Source organism: Candidatus Litorirhabdus singularis, assembly GCF_026262625.1.
Classification (GTDB): domain Bacteria; phylum Pseudomonadota; class Gammaproteobacteria; order Pseudomonadales; family Halieaceae; genus Litorirhabdus; species Litorirhabdus singularis.
In genome coordinates this window covers 918,391-934,940 of sequence record NZ_SHNN01000002.1, presented here as the reverse complement: position 1 = coordinate 934,940, position 16,550 = coordinate 918,391, and the positions used below count along the sequence as shown (strand labels likewise).

General features: G+C 54.4%; 19 protein-coding genes and 2 tRNA genes. 15 read left to right on the top strand and 6 right to left on the bottom strand.

Annotated elements, in window-relative coordinates:
• Positions 1 to 13: 13 nt before the first annotated feature.
• Positions 14 to 940 carry a peptidylprolyl isomerase gene (locus EYC98_RS12695; protein WP_279245711.1) on the top strand — a complete coding sequence of 309 codons (927 nt, stop codon included), beginning with the start codon at positions 14 to 16 and terminating at the stop codon, positions 938 to 940.
• A complete protein-coding gene (locus EYC98_RS12690; RefSeq protein WP_279245710.1) occupies positions 937 to 1,923 on the top strand; it encodes a HupE/UreJ family protein in 987 nt (328 codons plus the stop codon). The genes EYC98_RS12695 and EYC98_RS12690 overlap by 4 nt, the downstream gene beginning before the upstream one ends.
• A gap of 40 nt (positions 1,924 to 1,963) precedes the next feature.
• Here the strand turns inward: EYC98_RS12690 and EYC98_RS12685 are convergent, their stop codons facing one another.
• On the bottom strand, positions 1,964 to 2,743 hold the full coding sequence (locus EYC98_RS12685; protein WP_279245709.1) for a hypothetical protein: 780 nt from the start codon (positions 2,741 to 2,743) through the stop codon (positions 1,964 to 1,966).
• 169 nt (positions 2,744 to 2,912) lie between these two features.
• Here EYC98_RS12685 and EYC98_RS12680 point away from each other — a divergent pair, with 169 nt between their 5' ends.
• Genes EYC98_RS12680 through EYC98_RS12670 form a run of 3 tightly spaced genes read left to right on the top strand, consistent with a single transcriptional unit; the run spans position 2,913 to position 4,671 of the window.
• A complete protein-coding gene (locus EYC98_RS12680; RefSeq protein ID WP_279245708.1) occupies positions 2,913 to 3,932 on the top strand; it encodes a TIGR03617 family F420-dependent LLM class oxidoreductase in 1,020 nt (339 codons plus the stop codon).
• Positions 3,929 to 4,345 (top strand): PaaI family thioesterase, encoded by a 417-nt coding sequence (locus EYC98_RS12675; protein WP_279245707.1) that lies wholly within the window; start codon positions 3,929 to 3,931, stop codon positions 4,343 to 4,345. Before EYC98_RS12680 ends, EYC98_RS12675 begins: the two co-directional genes overlap by 4 nt.
• Positions 4,345 to 4,671, top strand: coding sequence for a DUF3301 domain-containing protein (locus EYC98_RS12670; protein ID WP_279245706.1), 327 nt, complete (start codon positions 4,345 to 4,347; stop codon positions 4,669 to 4,671). The genes EYC98_RS12675 and EYC98_RS12670 overlap by 1 nt, the downstream gene beginning before the upstream one ends.
• Positions 4,672 to 5,090: 419 nt before the next feature.
• Here the strand turns inward: EYC98_RS12670 and queD are convergent, their stop codons facing one another.
• Positions 5,091 to 5,450 carry a 6-carboxytetrahydropterin synthase QueD gene (queD, locus tag EYC98_RS12665; RefSeq protein ID WP_279245705.1) on the bottom strand — a complete coding sequence of 120 codons (360 nt, stop codon included), beginning with the start codon at positions 5,448 to 5,450 and terminating at the stop codon, positions 5,091 to 5,093.
• A gap of 182 nt (positions 5,451 to 5,632) precedes the next feature.
• Here queD and EYC98_RS12660 point away from each other — a divergent pair.
• The 4 genes from EYC98_RS12660 (at position 5,633) to EYC98_RS12645 (ending at position 8,159) form a co-directional block, all read left to right on the top strand.
• A tRNA-Val gene (locus EYC98_RS12660) sits at positions 5,633 to 5,708 on the top strand.
• A gap of 46 nt (positions 5,709 to 5,754) precedes the next feature.
• Positions 5,755 to 5,831 (top strand) — tRNA-Asp (locus EYC98_RS12655).
• A 398-nt stretch (positions 5,832 to 6,229) separates the two neighbouring features.
• Positions 6,230 to 6,979 carry a thermonuclease family protein gene (locus EYC98_RS12650; RefSeq protein WP_279245704.1) on the top strand — a complete coding sequence of 250 codons (750 nt, stop codon included), beginning with the start codon at positions 6,230 to 6,232 and terminating at the stop codon, positions 6,977 to 6,979.
• 103 nt (positions 6,980 to 7,082) lie between these two features.
• A complete protein-coding gene (locus tag EYC98_RS12645) occupies positions 7,083 to 8,159 on the top strand; it encodes a phosphotransferase (RefSeq protein ID WP_279245703.1) in 1,077 nt (358 codons plus the stop codon).
• A gap of 17 nt (positions 8,160 to 8,176) precedes the next feature.
• Here the strand turns inward: EYC98_RS12645 and EYC98_RS12640 are convergent, their stop codons facing one another.
• Complete coding sequence (locus tag EYC98_RS12640; RefSeq protein WP_279245702.1) at positions 8,177 to 9,301, bottom strand: Rv3169 family protein; 1,125 nt, start codon at positions 9,299 to 9,301, stop codon at positions 8,177 to 8,179.
• A 225-nt stretch (positions 9,302 to 9,526) separates the two neighbouring features.
• Between EYC98_RS12640 and EYC98_RS12635 the strand changes: the two genes are divergently transcribed.
• Both EYC98_RS12635 and EYC98_RS12630 read left to right on the top strand, forming a co-directional pair.
• Positions 9,527 to 10,723: an LLM class flavin-dependent oxidoreductase gene (locus EYC98_RS12635; protein ID WP_279245701.1), complete on the top strand. Its 1,197-nt coding sequence runs from the start codon at positions 9,527 to 9,529 to the stop codon at positions 10,721 to 10,723.
• On the top strand, positions 10,720 to 11,013 hold the full coding sequence (locus EYC98_RS12630) for a Dabb family protein (protein ID WP_279245700.1): 294 nt from the start codon (positions 10,720 to 10,722) through the stop codon (positions 11,011 to 11,013). Before EYC98_RS12635 ends, EYC98_RS12630 begins: the two co-directional genes overlap by 4 nt.
• A 9-nt stretch (positions 11,014 to 11,022) precedes the next feature.
• Here EYC98_RS12630 and EYC98_RS12625 read toward each other — a convergent pair whose 3' ends face one another.
• Both EYC98_RS12625 and EYC98_RS12620 read right to left on the bottom strand, forming a co-directional pair.
• The gene (locus EYC98_RS12625) at positions 11,023 to 11,241 is read right to left on the bottom strand and encodes a ferredoxin (protein WP_279245699.1); all 219 of its coding nucleotides are present in this window, start codon (positions 11,239 to 11,241) and stop codon (positions 11,023 to 11,025) included.
• Positions 11,242 to 11,243: 2 nt separating this feature from the next.
• Entirely contained in the window at positions 11,244 to 12,605 is a 1,362-nt protein-coding gene (locus EYC98_RS12620) for a cytochrome P450 (RefSeq protein WP_279245698.1), read from the bottom strand.
• 197 nt (positions 12,606 to 12,802) lie between these two features.
• Here EYC98_RS12620 and EYC98_RS12615 point away from each other — a divergent pair, with 197 nt between their 5' ends.
• The gene (locus EYC98_RS12615; RefSeq protein WP_279245697.1) at positions 12,803 to 13,432 is read left to right on the top strand and encodes a TetR/AcrR family transcriptional regulator; all 630 of its coding nucleotides are present in this window, start codon (positions 12,803 to 12,805) and stop codon (positions 13,430 to 13,432) included.
• A 68-nt stretch (positions 13,433 to 13,500) separates the two neighbouring features.
• Positions 13,501 to 13,881, top strand: a complete 381-nt coding sequence (locus EYC98_RS12610; RefSeq protein ID WP_279245696.1) for a PilZ domain-containing protein — start codon at positions 13,501 to 13,503, stop codon at positions 13,879 to 13,881.
• Here EYC98_RS12610 and EYC98_RS12605 read toward each other — a convergent pair.
• Positions 13,878 to 14,798: a DUF1853 family protein gene (locus EYC98_RS12605; RefSeq protein ID WP_279245695.1), complete on the bottom strand. Its 921-nt coding sequence runs from the start codon at positions 14,796 to 14,798 to the stop codon at positions 13,878 to 13,880. The genes EYC98_RS12610 and EYC98_RS12605 overlap by 4 nt on opposite strands.
• Before the next feature lie 223 nt (positions 14,799 to 15,021).
• On the opposite strand from EYC98_RS12605, the gene EYC98_RS12600 reads away from it, so the two are divergent.
• Positions 15,022 to 15,906 carry an NAD(+) kinase gene (locus EYC98_RS12600; protein WP_279245694.1) on the top strand — a complete coding sequence of 295 codons (885 nt, stop codon included), beginning with the start codon at positions 15,022 to 15,024 and terminating at the stop codon, positions 15,904 to 15,906.
• 68 nt (positions 15,907 to 15,974) lie between these two features.
• The gene (locus EYC98_RS12595) at positions 15,975 to 16,541 is read left to right on the top strand and encodes a rhomboid family intramembrane serine protease (RefSeq protein ID WP_279245693.1); all 567 of its coding nucleotides are present in this window, start codon (positions 15,975 to 15,977) and stop codon (positions 16,539 to 16,541) included.
• Positions 16,542 to 16,550: the final 9 nt, after the last annotated feature.

The following is a 16,550-nucleotide window of genomic DNA, read 5'->3' as shown; positions in this document are numbered from 1 at the left end:
CGAGACCTAACTGATGATGAAACTTCTTAGCCGGCCCTGGCTACACTTTGTTCTGCTGGGGTTTGCCCTGTTTTACCTTTTCCGCTGGATTGATCCACCACCGCGTCCCAGTGTGGGCCCACTGAGTGAGCCGCGTATCGAGTCCTTGCAGCGGCAATGGTTTACCACCGCTGGACGCAGTCCCAGTGAGGAGCAGCTTGACTTTATGATTGCTGCAGAACTGGATCGCGATATGCTCTTTCAGGAAGCGATAGCGCTGAACCTGCATCTCTACGATAACGTGGTGCGGCAGCGTTTGATTCGTAATATCCGTTTTCTGCGTCTAGGTGAGGACAAAACCGAGCAGGAGATGTATGAGGACGCGCTGCGTATGGAACTGCATCTTGGCGATGAAGTGGTTAAGCGGCGGTTGATTCAGGCTATGGAGCAGCTGCTGCTGGCGCAGGCCAGGCTGGCGCAACCATCCGAGTCCGACATTAGTGAGCGTTTTGTTCGTGATACAGAATTGCTACGACGGCCCGCCCGCTACACCATTGAGCATGTATTTTTCAGTCGTGATCGTGAGGCAGAGTTGGAGCAACAGGTGGCAGCAATTCTTGAGCAGCAGCTTTCCCCCGAGCAGGCTCGACAGTTGGGCTCGCCTTTTCTACCCGGGTATCTGTTTCGGGCCCAGTCAGCCGAGCAGTTGGCCCGCCATTTCGGTAGCGCCTTTGTGCTCAACCTGCAGCAGCAGGAGTTACAGCCCCAGCAATGGGTCGGTCCCGTACAGTCCACTTACGGCCAGCATCTGGTTTGGGTGGAGGCGATAGAACCGGAGCGAGACGCAGAGCTTGAAGAAGTGCGCCCGCAGATAAGCAGGGATTTGTTGCTGGAGCAGCGTCAACAGGCGCTTAGAGATGCTGTTAGTGAGCTGCGACAAGATTATGAGGTGATACTGTGAAGGCTTATATCGTTGCCGCGCTGCTTTTGCTGTCGGTAGTTTTGGCCCCGGCCAGTCAGGCACATCGTTTTGCCCCCTCGCTACTGCGTATGGTGGAAGTGGGTGAGCAGCAATACAACGTGGTCTGGAAAACACCGGCTCAGACCACTAGTTCGGTGGCTTTACGCCCGGTCTTTCCCGCCCAGTGCAGTGCCATGGACGACGCGGCTGGAGAGATGGAAGGCACTGGCGTAGTGCGTAGCTGGCGTATGCAATGCGACGGGGGACTGATAGGGCAGGACGTTGAAGTGGTAGGCTTGAGCGATAATCAGGCCTCAGTGCTGGCTTCATTGGAAGCAGCGGATGGCAGTTATTACCAATCACTGCTGAACACTGAGCAGCCAGTCTTCAGCATACCTGAAACTCCATCGGTACTGCAGGTTGTACAGGAATACAGCTGGCTGGGTGCAGATCATATCTGGGGTGGCATCGATCACTTGTTGTTTGTGTTTGGTCTGTTACTGCTTGTCGGCGGCGGCAAACGACTGCTGTGGACCATTACGGCGTTTACTCTGGGTCACTCGATTACGCTGTCGCTGGTCACTCTGGGTTATTTTGACTATCCGGTAGCGCTGGTGGAATTCACGATTGCGCTTAGTGTTTTTATCCTCGCACTTGAATTGTCCCGCAAAGATCGCAGTGGGCTGCTGAGTCATTACCCCTGGTGGTTGGCCGGCGGATTTGGGCTACTGCATGGTATGGGCTTTGCCGGTGCTCTGTCTGAGGTGGGTCTGCCACAGGGTGAGCTACCGCTGGCCCTGTTGTTCTTCAATATTGGGATCGAGCTTGGTCAACTGGCGTTTATTGCCCTTATATTTGCGCTTTGGTTGCTGGTGCGCAACCTGTTTCGCGGTCAGGAACACCGTTGGCTGCCTCTGCCAGTGTATGTGCTGGGTGCTTTATCTGCGATGTGGTGTATCGAGCGAGGCCTGGAGGTATTCTAGGCGCTGACCCGAGCGGGTCAGCACCTGTGTTCGTGACGGACTATTTTTTGTCGCCGGGGTAGTTTTTCATCTTAATCAGTGGATGGAACGCCAATTCTATGCCTTCGCGAACATGGTTATCATTGTCCAGAATAGAGCGGCGGCGGACAAATTCACCGCTGGAAGAGCGAGTATCGATAGCTTCGGTGGTGTCCATACCACCAATGCTGGTAAAGACGCGTTGCAAGTCCTCATTATAGACACTGACCCAGATTGATGCCGCCTTGGCCGTGCGATTCCAGTCAAAATCGGTGGATACGCCATCTCCCGGGCCCTGTAGCGATGGCTTACGGCTGACGCCGTCCCAGCGCGCGAGGTGTTTCAGTCCGCCCGAGAAAGTGATATCACGCTCTATAATATCAGTGAAGACGATGGCATCTACCTGATCAGTCTTTTTGAGTTCGTCTCGTACCTGCATCAAGCACAGCGTAAAAGTCTTCTGGTTGACTCGGCCGGTGGTGGGGTCTATCGGATTACCATAGGCGCGCACGGCGCTTTTCCACTGCTGTTGGAAGCGGCGCTGGGAAATCACGTTGTAGCCATTCTCGCGTAGGTAGCTGGTCACCGCTTTGTCTATTTTGGCAGAGGAGTCCTCTAGATAGCCTCGCGATGGGCCGCCCAAATTGATGCTGGCCAACACCACGGTCTCTACCGGCTTATCGGCGATTAGTTCCTGTTGAAGATCGTACTGGAATACCGTGGCGTTGTAAGAGGGCGCGCTAGAGCAAGCGACCAACAGCAGCGGTAGAAGGAGCAGGGATAGGATGATGCGGTTTTTCATAAAGGCTTCCTGTTTAAGTGCCGGCACATCTTAGCAAAAACACAATTCAGTAACAGTCTGTTTTAGCATATCAGGCAGCGGTGCGGATGTGAGTGGTCGCAGGTTTGACAGCGGGGGGCCGGAATGAAACCCTAGGCCGGTTATAGACTTTGAAGGCAGAACTACGATTATGCAAATAGATGGACCTTTCTACGCCCAGTTGGGAGATGCCGCGCGCGAAGCGGCGCAGTTACGCGATATTGGTTACGATGGCATTTACACTCTGGAGGGCGCTGGTGACCCGTTTTTGCCGCTGGCTATAGCCAGCGAGCATGCCCCCGAGCTCAAGATAGCTACAGGCATTGCAGTAGCATTCCCGCGCAACCCCTCGCACATAGCTTACCAGGCATGGGATTTACAGCGCTTCAGCCAGGGGCGCTTTATGCTGGGTATTGGCTCTCAGGTGCGCGCCCATATTGAGAAACGTTTTGGTATCGACTTTGACCCCCCGGCCTCGCGCATGCGCGAATACATTGAGGCGGTAAAAGCTTTCTTCGATTGCTGGCAGAATGGGGAGCGACTGGACTATCGCGGCAAATACTATCGCCATACATTAATGACTCCAATGTTTAACCCCGGCCCACTGGAGTGGGGCGCTCCACCCATACTACTGGGGGCGATGGGCCCTGGCATGACCGCGGTGGCGGGTGAGGTCGCCGATGGCCTGATCGTGCATCCGTTTAACACCATGCCGTTTTTGCTTGAGCAGCAATTGCCCGCATTACAGCGTGGCTGGGAAAAAGCCGGGCGCACCGGTGACGGCTATATCACCCAAGTGGCTGGCATCGTGGTCACCGGCTCTACGGAAGAAGAATACGAGGCTGCGCGTCGCACAGTGTGTGGCCTGCTGGCATTCTACGGCTCAACACCGGCTTACTTAGCGCCAATGGCGGCGATCGGCTACGAAGCTCTGCACCCGGAACTGAACACATTATCAAAACAGGGGCGGTGGGATGAAATGACCGACCTTATTGACGATGACATGCTAAAGGCGTTCGCCGTGTGCGGGGAACCCGCGAGCATTGCCGGGCAGTTACAGGACAAGTACGCTGAGTTTACCACCCGTCTCAGCATTTACGCGCCGTATGCGCTACCTCCAGAGACCTGGAAGGGCATACTGACTGAGCTTAAAGCCGGGGGTGCAGCATGAGTGAGGCACTGGATATCCCAGACGGCTACAAAAGCCTGACGGGCGTAAGCCCCGCAGAGGACTATATAGGCCCGTTTTACTATCAGAAATCTGATGGAGGCCTGACTATGGGTTTTCGGGCCAGCGCGCAGAACTGCAATGGCATTGGCACGGTCCACGGTGGAGTACTGATGTGCTTTGCTGACTATGTGGTCACGATGTTGGCATTGTCGGGCGTGAAGGAAAACTGCGCCACCATCAGCTTTACCAGCGACTTTGTGTCTGCGGCACGCCTGGATGATTGGGTAGAAGGTCGTGGCGAAGTCGTGCGCAGGAGTGGCTCAATGACGTTTGTGAGCGGCCAACTGCTGGTGTCAGGGGCTGTGGTACTGACCTTTCAAGCGGTGGTGCGGCGCTTGAAGAAGCCTGAGTGATGCATTTTACACTCGGAGAAGTGGCGACCTTGTTAGGTTTTGGAGCAGTGGCTCTATATTTTTGGCAGGCGCTGAGAGTGCGGGAGCTGGCTTTGCAGGCTGCCAAGCGCGCTTGCGTAGCTGATGATGCACAACTGCTGGACGACACCGTCAGTGTGGGGCGCTTGTCGCTGAGCAGGGATGCGGCAGGGCGCTGGAGGTTCTGGCGCCAGTACCGCTTCGAGTACAGTTATGACGGTGAACAAAGGGTCGCTGGAACCGTCATAATGTTGGGTCAGAGAGTGGAGGCAATGGTGATGGCTGAACGCACACCAACACTCCATTGAGAGCGACCGTGGGAGCACAAAATGCGTGCCTGTGCAACAATTGTTGCTACTAATGTTTTCCACAGAAACTGTGGGTAAGTCGGTGGATAAATTGTTTTTTACTGCTGCAAACGCCGTGATTACAGGAATGTGACAAATTGGTTAAAAATTGTTCAATACATATATATCTATATTAATCAATAACTTACAAGCTTAATATAAACCAACTTGATTGAAGTTACTGCTAACCTCGGTAAGTTAACCCAAACTCTAGCTGTTGTGCATAACATGCTGAGGCGGTGCTACCAAAGGTAACTTCTGCGGGTTACCGGAAACAAATCACAGACCCGCCCTAGAGACCGCTACAGGACCAAGTGCAAAACCTCTTTTTCTGTAGCGTGAATGCTTTTGTCAAGAAAAACCCGTCGTGTTACCTAAAACTATTCTTCGCCTCGATAGACGCAGCCAGAGGTGCAGGTTTCTCTAATTTCTACCTGGCTTAGCCCTTCGAGTTCGGGTTTTAGTCGAGTCCATATCCAGCGCGCAATATTTTCGCTGGTGGGGTTGTACAGGCCGGCTATGTCATTCAGGTAGTTGTGATCGAGCATTTCCAGGAGTGGATTGAAGGCGCGCTTCAGATCGCCGAAATCCATGACCCAGCCGCTGTCATCACCAACACGTCCGCTGACTACAAGGCGTACCTGAAAGGAGTGGCCGTGAAGACGCGCGCATTTGTGTCCGGGAGGTACGTTGGGCAAGCGGTGGGCCGCTTCAAAGTGAAACTCTTTGTAAATATCCATGGCTGGCTATCCGCGTTGTGGGGTCAGAGCGGTCTTACAGCAGAGTGCCGGGCGGCCGCGAAGGCGGGAATTTTACACCGAAATGCGCTGCGGTTTCAGCTGTCATGGGTATCGCACATTTTTCACGGGTAAGTGTTTGACAGTTATCGATAAAACTGTAGAATGCGCGTTCTCGGATTCGGGGGTGGTTAGCTCAGCTGGGAGAGCATCTGCCTTACAAGCAGAGGGTCGGCGGTTCGATCCCGTCACCACCCACCACTATTCGAGTACGCTTGTGGTTATGTCTTCACAAGTTTCTACCGTTGGACCGGTAGTTCAGTTGGTTAGAATGCCGGCCTGTCACGCCGGAGGTCGCGGGTTCGAGTCCCGTCCGGTCCGCCATTTAGATGATGTAGCAAGTCCTGCGCCTCAGAGCGTCTGTTTCCAGACTCCTTTGCCAGATCAAGCTCAAAAATATCACGCTTACGCCTATGTATGACTACAGCGGCCTACCTGTCTCGCAAAATTTCGCCCTCGGCTAATGGTTCCCGTCCCTTGTATTGGGCTACTGCCGGAGCGCTTGAAGTATTCCGTCAGGAATATCTTCAGGTACGCCTTCGAGTACCCCCATCACTGCCGCTGAAGGTGCTGTAATGGAAAATTGGGTATATGAGGATACGTTTACGGTCTTGCTGTAGAACAGCACAAGAGCCGCGTAAAATCCGTTGATGCGTATTTGCTGGACCTTTTTTGGCGTAAAAGTATAAGCTGCAAGAATTCTGTCAGGTTGCTCTAATTTAGTGAGAACAGTGAAAAACGACTCAAACACGCGCTTTGCGCCCAACAAATCTCTGTGGTTACTGCTCATACTGGCGGCGGCTAGCGTTTGGCAGTATGCGGATAAAGGGCAGGTCACCTGGCTTACAGATAGTTTGCGCTGGATGGAGGCCCGGGCTGCGCCACTAGTGCTGCAGGCGCAACAAGCTAGTGAGCCGATGTTACAGCAAGCCAACGGCACTGCCCGGTCGCTTCTGGGTGCTGGGCATGATTCGGCAACGGCGCCGCCAAACACTGACTCTTTTGGCGATGTCGTTGTCGATATCGTTGTGGATGTAGTTGCTGTTATCGACGGCGATACCATCGACGTAATTGATAGTGGTGGCGTTAAGCGAAAAGTTCGCCTGTCGGGTATCGACGCTCCCGAAGGTGATCAGCCCTTTGGTCAGGAGTCGCGGAATAAGCTGGCACAAATGGTAGCCGGACAATCGGTCAGGATTGAATACACCAAGCTTGATCGTTATGGACGTGTGCTGGGTAAGGTCTGGGTTCAACCCGCTGATTGTTCACGCTGTGGCATGACGCTGAATACCAACCACGCGCAGCTGCTGGCAGGGTTAGCTTGGTGGTATCGTTACTACGCCAAGGAACAGTCGCCGGAGGATAGAGGGCGTTATGAGTCTGCCGAAGATGAAGCCAAGGCCCGGCGCTGGGGTTTGTGGTCTGACCCGCAGCCAATCAACCCCTATGACTGGCGCAATGGCAGGCGTTGATATTTGAGTTGGTGCAGGCTGCGTCAAAGGTCTAGGCATTGGCTGCCAGCCAGGCTTTTACAGCCGATAATGTGCCGCCAAGGCGATGTAATGGAGTGCATGAATGAGTACTGAACAAGAATTTCCAACCACAATCGCAGAGTTAACCCCGCTGGCTCTGACGCAATGTCTGCAAAAGTCCGGTCACCTCGGTCAGGGTCGAGTGGCGAGCGCGTCTGGGGTGCTCATAGGTACCGGTAAAATGGGCGATAACGCGCGAATCTCCATGACCTATGAAGGCGATGCGGGTGGTTTGCCGTCCAGTCTGGTGGCCAAGCTTCCGGCAACGGATGAAACTGCGCGTAATATGGCGGGCTTGCAGGGTGCATATTATAACGAGGTCATGTTCTACCGTCAGTTTGCCAAGCGCACCAGCATGCGAACGCCACAGATTTTTGCCAGTGAACTGAGCCCGGATAAAACCAGCTTTATGCTACTGATGGAAGATATGGCGCCGGCGGAGCCGGGTAGTCAACTGGTCGGTGAAAGTCGCGCGCGTGCGGGTACGGCTTTGGCGGAAGCGGCTAAGCTGGCCGCCGCCTTTTACGGTGATGAGACGATTACCGACGCAGATCATGTAATGAAAGTGGATCCCGCAGATGGTGGTGCATTTGGCCAGCTTCTGCTGCAGCAGAACTGGCCCGGGTTCCTCGATAGATTTGGTCATGGAATCTCTGCTGAGTGTGTGCAGTTTGGTGAGCGCTTTATTGAGTCGTACACCCATTTTGTGAATCGATACCAGGGAGCCAAGACCCTGGCGCACGGTGATTTTCGCTGTGAGAATATTTTGTTTAATGGTGATACTGCAATCATTGTGGATTGGCAGACGCCCTCACACACCAGTGTAATGACAGATGCGGCCTATTTTCTGGGTGGCAGTCTGCAGTCGCAAGATCGCCGCGACTGGGAGCGTGAGTTGGTTGCGGAATATCGCGTTCAACTGGCGCACCAAGGGGTTGAATTGAACCTATCTGAATGCTGGGAGCAATACCGGGAGTATGCGATGCACGGTATATTGATTACTGTGTTAGGTGCCAGTTTTAGTGGGGCTGAAGAGCGCGGTGACCGCATGTTTCTGACTATGATTCAACGCCACTTGCAGCAGTGTGTTGACCTGGATGCGCAAGAATTTCTTAGTTGAAAGGTAGCGGGGAGGCGCTACTCAGCGCCGTCAAACCAATCCTCCAGGCCATAGCTCTGGTACGGCCCAAGCCATATTTGCTCCAGCACGCCGTGGCCAATTTCATCGCCGCAGCGCGCTTCAACCACTTGCTGGATGTGCATATTCTCGAGCGCCAGCGGGTCGGCTTCATCGCAGTTCCAGACTTCACCGTCTATGGCTAACTCACCATGCCATTTACCGTGTCCCCACTCCGGGTGCTGGTAGCCGATACCTTTCATGCGATACAGCAGTTTTGGCTTGATGGATATTTCCAGCCTGCGACCGTCCTTATCCTGCATCTCGATAACGCCGCCGCTGGCGCAGCGGGTTCCCGTGTGTAATTCAAGTTTATGCCCGACTGTACCTTTCCAGATATCAACCCCGGCATCGTTAACTCCGGGAATGTCCTCCTGTCGTTTATAGGTGGGCGCTATGACCTGGTCGTTGTGCCATTGATAGCCACCGGAATCCTCAAAAAAGCCTGCCAGAGTGCAACGGTTCTCCCAGTGAATAGGCAGCCAGGTAAAGTGCACGGGTTGAAAATTGTCCATGGGCGCGCCGCCGGTATAGCTGTCGCCGACAGGCCGCACTCCCCAGGAGCGATCCTTAAGCCCAAAAGTTTCCGGCCCTACGACCAGCTCTCGACCGTGATATTGAATCGTGCCAGACCAATGTCCAAACTGGTCCAGGCGAGTAGCATCCATGACTACGTGGCGCTCGTTGCGCAGGGTTTGCCTTCCTTCCTGGATCGCGCCGGTATAGGGCGTGAACATAAGGTCGCAACTGATACCGGTTTCGTTTTCCCCAATGATCAAACGATGTCGGCCCATGGGTTCCAGAATCTGCAGGGAGAAGGGCCCCACACTGGTCTCGCTGGGCTCCTGCGGTGCCCGGCGTGACCCGTGGAAGGCATACTGGCGTCCGTCGATGACCAGGCTGAAGCCGCAATCGAGTATGCCAAGGTTGGGATAGCGCGCCATGCCCACTCCGAAATAGAAAGAACCGTCGCGGGCGTGTCCGTTGTACCAGAAGCGGTCATAGCAGAAGCGGTCGCTGCTGGCGGTCTGCGCCAGCGGCTCGGCAGTTTGATGAATAGGGTAGTCGTCCATTTTGGAGAGCATGGTGTGGCTCCTGCGCAGGGGGGTTCTATGATGGCGTAGCGCTAGTAGCGCAGGTGACTAGATTAGCCTAAGTGAAAAATGCGGGTCAACCGTGAAAGCAGACGTAGCCCAAACCCGGTGGTGTACAAACCTGCGCAGCTAAAGGCTTCAATCTTGCGAATATCAACGCTCGCGTTTATAGTACAAAAACATTTCACAAGAAATGTAATATATCGGGAGAGAGCAGTGACTTACAAACCCAGAAAGCTCAAGTTCGGCGCATTTTTGGCACCGTTTCACAATGATCGCACCAGCCCTACATTTGCGTTGGAGAGAGATCTGGATCTGGTCAAATTTCTCGATGAGATGGATTATGACGAGGCCTGGATTGGCGAACACCATTCGGGTGCCTACGAGTGTATTTCGTCGCCAGAAGTGTTTATCGCAACTGCAGCAGAGCGCACCCGCCATATCCGCTTCGGCACCGGGGTAAGTTCACTGTCCTACCACCAGCCTCTAATACTGGCTGATCGTATTGCCCAACTGGACCACCAGACTCGTGGTCGCATTATGTTTGGGGTAGGACCGGGTCAGCTAATAGCCGATGCTCATATGATGGGCGTAGATCCTCAGCGCCTGCGTGAACGCATGGGTGAGTCGCTGGATGTGCTGGTCAAGTTGCTGCGCGGAGAAGTGGTCACCGTGTCCACCGATTGGTTTACGCTGAATGAAGCGCGTATGCATATTTTGCCTTATCAGGAGAACCTGGAGATTACTGTGGCCTCGGCGATCTCTCCATCGGGAGCGCGCCTGGCAGGCCAGTACGGTGCCAACATGCTATCGGTGGCGGCTTCCAGCCCGCAGGGGTTTAAGGCTTTGGCCGATAGCTGGCAGATTTGTGAAGATAAGGCCGCCGAATATGGGCAGACCGTGGACCGCAGTACCTGGCGGGTGGTGGCTCCGTTCCATATTGCGGAAACTCGCGAGCAGGCGCGGCAGGATCTGGAGCATGGATTAATGGATATGTTTAACTACTTCCACAAATTTGGTGGCGAGTTGTTTCCGCAGGTGAAAGACCTGGATGAAGCCATAGAAGTCTGGTGCAACGGGGGACTGGGCGCGTTTGGCGTGGGGCTGGTGGGTACGCCTGATGATCTGGTCGAGCATATCCAGAATTTGCAGGAACAGTCTGGAGGCTTTGGCGCATTTTTATCGCTGGCTCACAACGCGGCCAGCTATGAAGCCACCCGTAAATCTTATGAATTGTTGGCGCGTTACGTGATGCCACATTTTCAGCATTGTAATGATAATCGCACGCCGTCGCTGGAGTGGGCCTCCAGCAACGCAGATCGGTTTATGGCCGAATATATGGGTGGTATTCAAAAGGCTATTGATCACCACGACGCTGAAGTCGCTGGTAAGGAGAAGGCGGGTTCATCATGATCCAGCACATTACTTTGATAACGTTCAAAGCGGACACTGACTCCGTGCAGCAGCAGGCAGTACTAGCGGCCTTCAAACGTCTGCCAGGGCTGATTCCTGATATGCAGAATTTTCACGCGGGGCTCGATCTCGGACTGTTGGAGGGTAATGCAGGGTTGGCAGTAACAGCGCAGTTTTCCAGACAAGAGAATTTCCTTGCCTACGCGACCCATAGTGCGCACATGGATGTGATCTTTCCGGTGTGTGGGGAAGTGATGGCGTCTTACGCGACCAGTCAGTTCGAAATTTGAGCTAGCCAGCTAGTCTATCTCGACGATACTCAAGGTTCGATTGGGGCAGTAATCCACTGCATCCTGAACTTTACTGCGCAGTTCTTCCGCAGGGTTCTCGGTGGTCAGCGAGACCTTGGGATAACCGGTTCCCATATCGATGACCTTGAATACCTCAGGACATTCTTCGGTGCAGACGCCGTGACCCTGGCACAACATCAAATCTACTTTTACGCGATATTTCGTCATGCTCACTGCACCTGCGTCGATTTCCCCGGCGCGCGGCGGCGGTAGCGTAATACGCAGGGGTCGGAGGGGCGCAGTATCAGCGAGGGCATGATTTCGGCATACTCCCCAGGTGGGCCAGCCAGCTCAAATTCGTATTCACTCAACAGCACCGAAAAAATCACTTTCACCTGCAAAATCGCAAAGGCGTTGCCAACACACTTGCGTTGACCGCCGCCGAAAGGAATCAGTGCGAAGGGGTTGTCCGGAGCCGGCCGGTCTGGTTGGAACTCCAGGGCGTTCTCAAAACTGCTCTCCAATCGGTGTGCCACATAGGGGCAAAGCATAACGTTCTTGCCCTTGTCGATGATGTGTCCTTTGTACTCGAAAGGTTCTACCACACGTCTGGTCAAGGTATTCAGCGGCGGATGCACGCGTAGCGTTTCACGAATAAAACCTTCCAGCGCTGACATGCGTCTGAGTACTTTCATGTCAAACTGATTGCCCGTTGCTATCACGGCGTCCACTTCTTCGACAACGGTTTTCGCAAGTTCGGGGTAGCGGGCCAGTTCGACCAGTACCCAGGCCGCCGTATTGGCGCTGGTGTGGTGGCCGGCAAACATGAACCAGACGATCATCCCCGCGATTTCGCTGGTAGATAGCTGGCTGCCATCGGCGTAAGTCGCATCCATGTAGACTTGCAGCAGGTCGGGGTGTACTTCACCGGCTAGCCGCCGTCGCTCAACCCGCTCGGTAATCAGCTCCTCTAGCCGCGCCCGCGCTTTGTCACGGGCATCGTAGGCGCCCTTGCGAGCGCCCGGGTCCTGCAGGCCGCCGGCATCTGCGGCTGCGCCAAGCGTGTGGTAAAGGCTGGCAAACTCATCGGTCAGTGAGTAGCGGAACTCAGCGCCGAGCAGGCAATGCGTTGAAGTCTTTATGGTTAGGTCGGCGAAACCTTCATAAAAGTCGAACTCCCCGGATTCCCCCCATTCTGCTATCCAGTCGCGGGCTTCCTTGGCGATGATAGGTGCGTAGTGATTCATTTTTTCGCTAGCGAGGCCGCGGGAATGCATGCGCAGTTGTTGGCGCTCGATGTCCAGCGGTGCTCCGTACTGAATACCCTGACCAAAGATTGGAACCATAAACTGGTACGCCTCGCGCGCGCTGACCTTAATATCATCCTCGCGAAATACCGCTTCATGCGCTTCTGGTCCCACCATCAGCACCGTACGGGTACCTCCCATATCAAACTCGGCTAGCTCACCACATTCGGCGTGAGCCCGAGTCAAGAAGTAGGCGGGGTGCTGGCTGAACTCCTCAAAATGGCCACCTTGCGCAGCGGTTTTTGCACCGCTGACAAATGGGATGGAGTGTTCTGATTGACTCATGGCGCCGTCTCTAATTATATGCGGGGCAGGGGAAAACATTTATACTGCAATTTTTTATGAGTATAGGTTATTGCCTATGCAGCGACAAGTTGGCGGCATAAAGACAGCCAAGTCACGGCGCTACTAATAGTCGTGTTCTGTCAGTCAATCTCTGCTACATTGCCCAGCTTCAGTGATGCAGGCCTGCGGAGTATATTGTGCCAGTAAAGCTTAATCAGGCGGACGTAGACGCAATGGGCCGTCAGGCGGCGAAAAGCAAGGCGACTAAAGACGCCATTGTCGGTGCCGTGATCAGCCTGATAAAGGAGGAGGGTTACTCGGCTGCCAGCTCCAGCAAGATTGCCCGCCGCGCCGGTGTGACTTGGGGCGCGGTACAACATCATTTTGGTGGCAAGGAAGAGATTCTCGAAGAAATACTGCTGCGTTCACATACAAAGTTTCATGACACTCTGAGTGCCAGCAGCTTCACCAAGGGCAAACCGCTGCGCCGTGTCGCTAAATATGTCGATGCTGCCTGGCGTCACTATCAGGGCCAAGAATACATGGCGACCATGGAAATATTGCTGGCGACCCGGGGCCATGGCAGACCCGCCAATGATCTGTCGATTAGCCGCAGCCGTGACGCACATCTGGAGCTGGCACGCAGCATATTTCACGATAGTAAAGCTTCTGATAAAGTGTTTCAGGAGGTGATTTACACGGTGCATTGTATGTTGACCGGAATATTGATTGAAATTGCTCTGGAGCCACTTAGCTTCAAATCTGCCAGCTATATTCGGCGTTTGAAGGCAACAGTGATGGAGATGCTGTACCCCGGTCAAGCTTGATACCCTCCACAGAACGGTGTTGAATGAGCGTGGACAGGGCGACCCGGATTACTTGGAGTAGAATAGACATGGCAGATAACTTCGCGGCAACTCAGGAGCGACGTGCATTTACCCGTTTGACCCTGGACAGTCTGATTGAGGTGCGTCAGGGCTCTAAGGTGTGGCCCCTGCAACTGCTCGACATCTCATTGACCGGCCTCGGTGTTAGCGAGCCCGACGATTGGGACGCAGATTATTCGCACCCGTTTAGCTTCATGTTGCGATTAGATGGCGGGCGGGATCTCGAGTTTCATGCCCATCTAGTGCACATGGACCCCGGCCATATAGGTTTTGAACTTGCTCATCTCGACCCCGAGCCTCTGAATGATCTAGCTGCAACTCTGGCCGGTGGTCTGGGTCGTGACGTTATCGATCATGAACTGACGTTACTGGCGTCGCTGCAGGATTAGCAGGGTGCAACCTGAGGCGGGAGGTCGTCCCCTATAGGCCATGAGGGGGGGGTTACGAAACAGCGGTTGTATTCGAGACCTTGGCTGTCGCACTCTGCCACCATCAAGGGACCACGTCCCTGGCTGAATTGTTCGTTGGCAAGGGTTGTTGCGCGCTCGGTAGTCAGCAAGCACTGGGGATTGACAGAAACCGGTGCCAACCATTGCTGACGCGTCAATATTAGCCAGCGTGCTGTGTCATTGTTATGACTGGCGAATTCATCGACTTCAAGCCAACGCCGCAGCGGATTGCCGGCATGGAGCCCCGCGGGAGGCAGTGCCCGCTCGTGCGGAGCGTCAAACAGGTACCCTTTAACTTCTATTTCCCGCCGTAGTTTTTTGACACCCAGTTCCAGTAGGGGAGCGGTGCTTGCAGTCTGTTCACTCAGGCGAATTTGTCGCTGGACTAGGTGTTGCACCTTGTTGCTCAGTCGATCGCGCTGGTTGGGTCCAAGCCAGATGTCTTGTCCAGGTAGGCCCAGATAATACTTCAATGCCAATTCCAGGTGCACGTGCTGTTGCCGCTGTAAGCACCAGTAGATAACGTCAAATTCACCCAGAGTTCTGCCGCCGTCGCGCACGGGCAGGTTGTGTGCAACCAACTCTACGCTCTCATCCGCAGCCAGAAAGAAGTGCCATAGCGCCTCAAAATACAGGCCGAGTCGTGTGCTGACGCGCGCAGCCAGGTGTTGTTCCAGCGCACCGGGGGAGGCGTCCAACTGCAGCAATAGCTGTTCTCTGGCAGGTGTCAGCTCCAGTGCACAGTTGCCAACCTCCGGGTCGCCTAGCTGTTTGCTGTTGAGCAGCGGTGGACTAAAACAGGCCCAAGCCAAGTCCCGCACCTGTTGATGATGCAATTTGTCCCAGAGATGCAGCAATAAAACACCCTCCTATGGCGCTGAGGGCGGCGCAGACTGCAGCCGCCAGAGAGACGATTTACAAGACAAAGTGTCGTGACCGGTGGCCGCACAGCTTGCGTAAGCTCAGAGTGTACAGGCTTTAAGACTGTGCTCGGCGCAAAATTACGTTAACTCCTTCTAGGGTGTGCTCCGGCGCGTCGCTGTGGGTATACTATGTGCTCTTTCGCGGGGATGCCTCAGGGTGCCAGACAAATTTAAAAAGATCGGTTTGATAGGCCGTAGCCGTCATCACAACGCTCTCGAAACAGTGCAGAGTCTGGTGCAGTTAATGGAGGCGCGCGGGTTGGACATCTCTATTGAAAAGGGGCTCTCCAAGCTGCTGGGCGAGGCGACAGCGCATATTATTACGCGTGACGATATAGGAGCCGATTGCGATCTCGTGATTGTGGTCGGGGGGGATGGCAGTATGCTGAGCGCTGCGCGTGCTATGTCGATGCACAAAGTTCCGGTGTTAGGTGTGAATCGCGGTCGGCTGGGTTTCCTCACGGATATCTCGCCGGAAGATATTGAGGTCCGAGTGGGCGCTGTGCTGGACGGGGATTACACCCGTGAGCGGCGTTTTCTGCTGGACGTCGAAGTGACACGCGGCGGCCAGAGCATAGGGCGCGCCGATGCGCTTAACGATGTGGTGGTCAATTCGGGTACGTCGGCTCGTATGATAGAGTTTGATCTGTATATCGACGACACTTTTGTTTATCGGCAGCGTGCCGATGGTTTGATTATATCGACACCGACTGGCTCGACGGCCTATGCGCTGTCAGGCGGCGGGCCTATTATGCATCCGGCATTGGATGCCATCGTTCTCGTGCCGATGTTTCCGCAGACCCTGAGCAGCCGTCCTATTGTCATTGACGGCAATAGCCGCATCCGCATGGACATACCGCAGGATACGCGGATTCACCCGCCAGTGACCTGTGATGGACAGGTCAATTTGTCCGCTCATCCGGGAGATAGTGTGCACATTCACAAAAAGCCCGAAGAGTTAATTTTGATACACCCGCCGGGTCACAGCTTTTACGCCAGTTGTCGGGATAAACTGCGTTGGGGCCACTCGTTGGTCAACTGATGGAGCCCTTAACGATTGCGAATTGGCGGTCAGTGCCCCTGACCGTGACCTTGATTGGATTGAGCTGCTTGGGCTTCTTGCTGGTGTACCTGTTACCGGGCGCTACTGGCTTTTTAACTTTTACGGCGTTTGAAGTGCGTGGTGATAAAGTCCATTTTATGGCCAGCGGTGGTCAGTACTGGCGGCTGATTACGCCAATTTTCCTGCATTTTGGCTGGCTCCATATCGCTTTCAACTGTCTGTGGATGTGGGAGCTGGGCGGTAAGCTGGAGCGGCGCATGGGTGCACCGATGTTGGGGTTGCTGGTTCTTGTCATCGGCATGGGGTCAAATATTTGTCAGTTTCTGTGGTCTGGCCCGATACCTTTCGGCGGAATGTCCGGAGTGATCTACGGGCTGTTGGGCTATTTTATACTGGGACAGCGGTTGTTTAAGAATTTTGATCTGGCGCTGCCGCCGGCTGTGGTCTGGTTCATGCTTGGCTGGCTAGTGTTTGGTATTGTGGCGCCAACTCAGGTTCTGGGCTTTGGCAGCGTGGCGAATGGCGCGCATCTGGGTGGTTTGATATTTGGCATGATCGCAGCGCTGGTTTCACGTATTGCCGGTGGCAATACGCCTGGCAGATCACGCGGATAAACTCTTGCG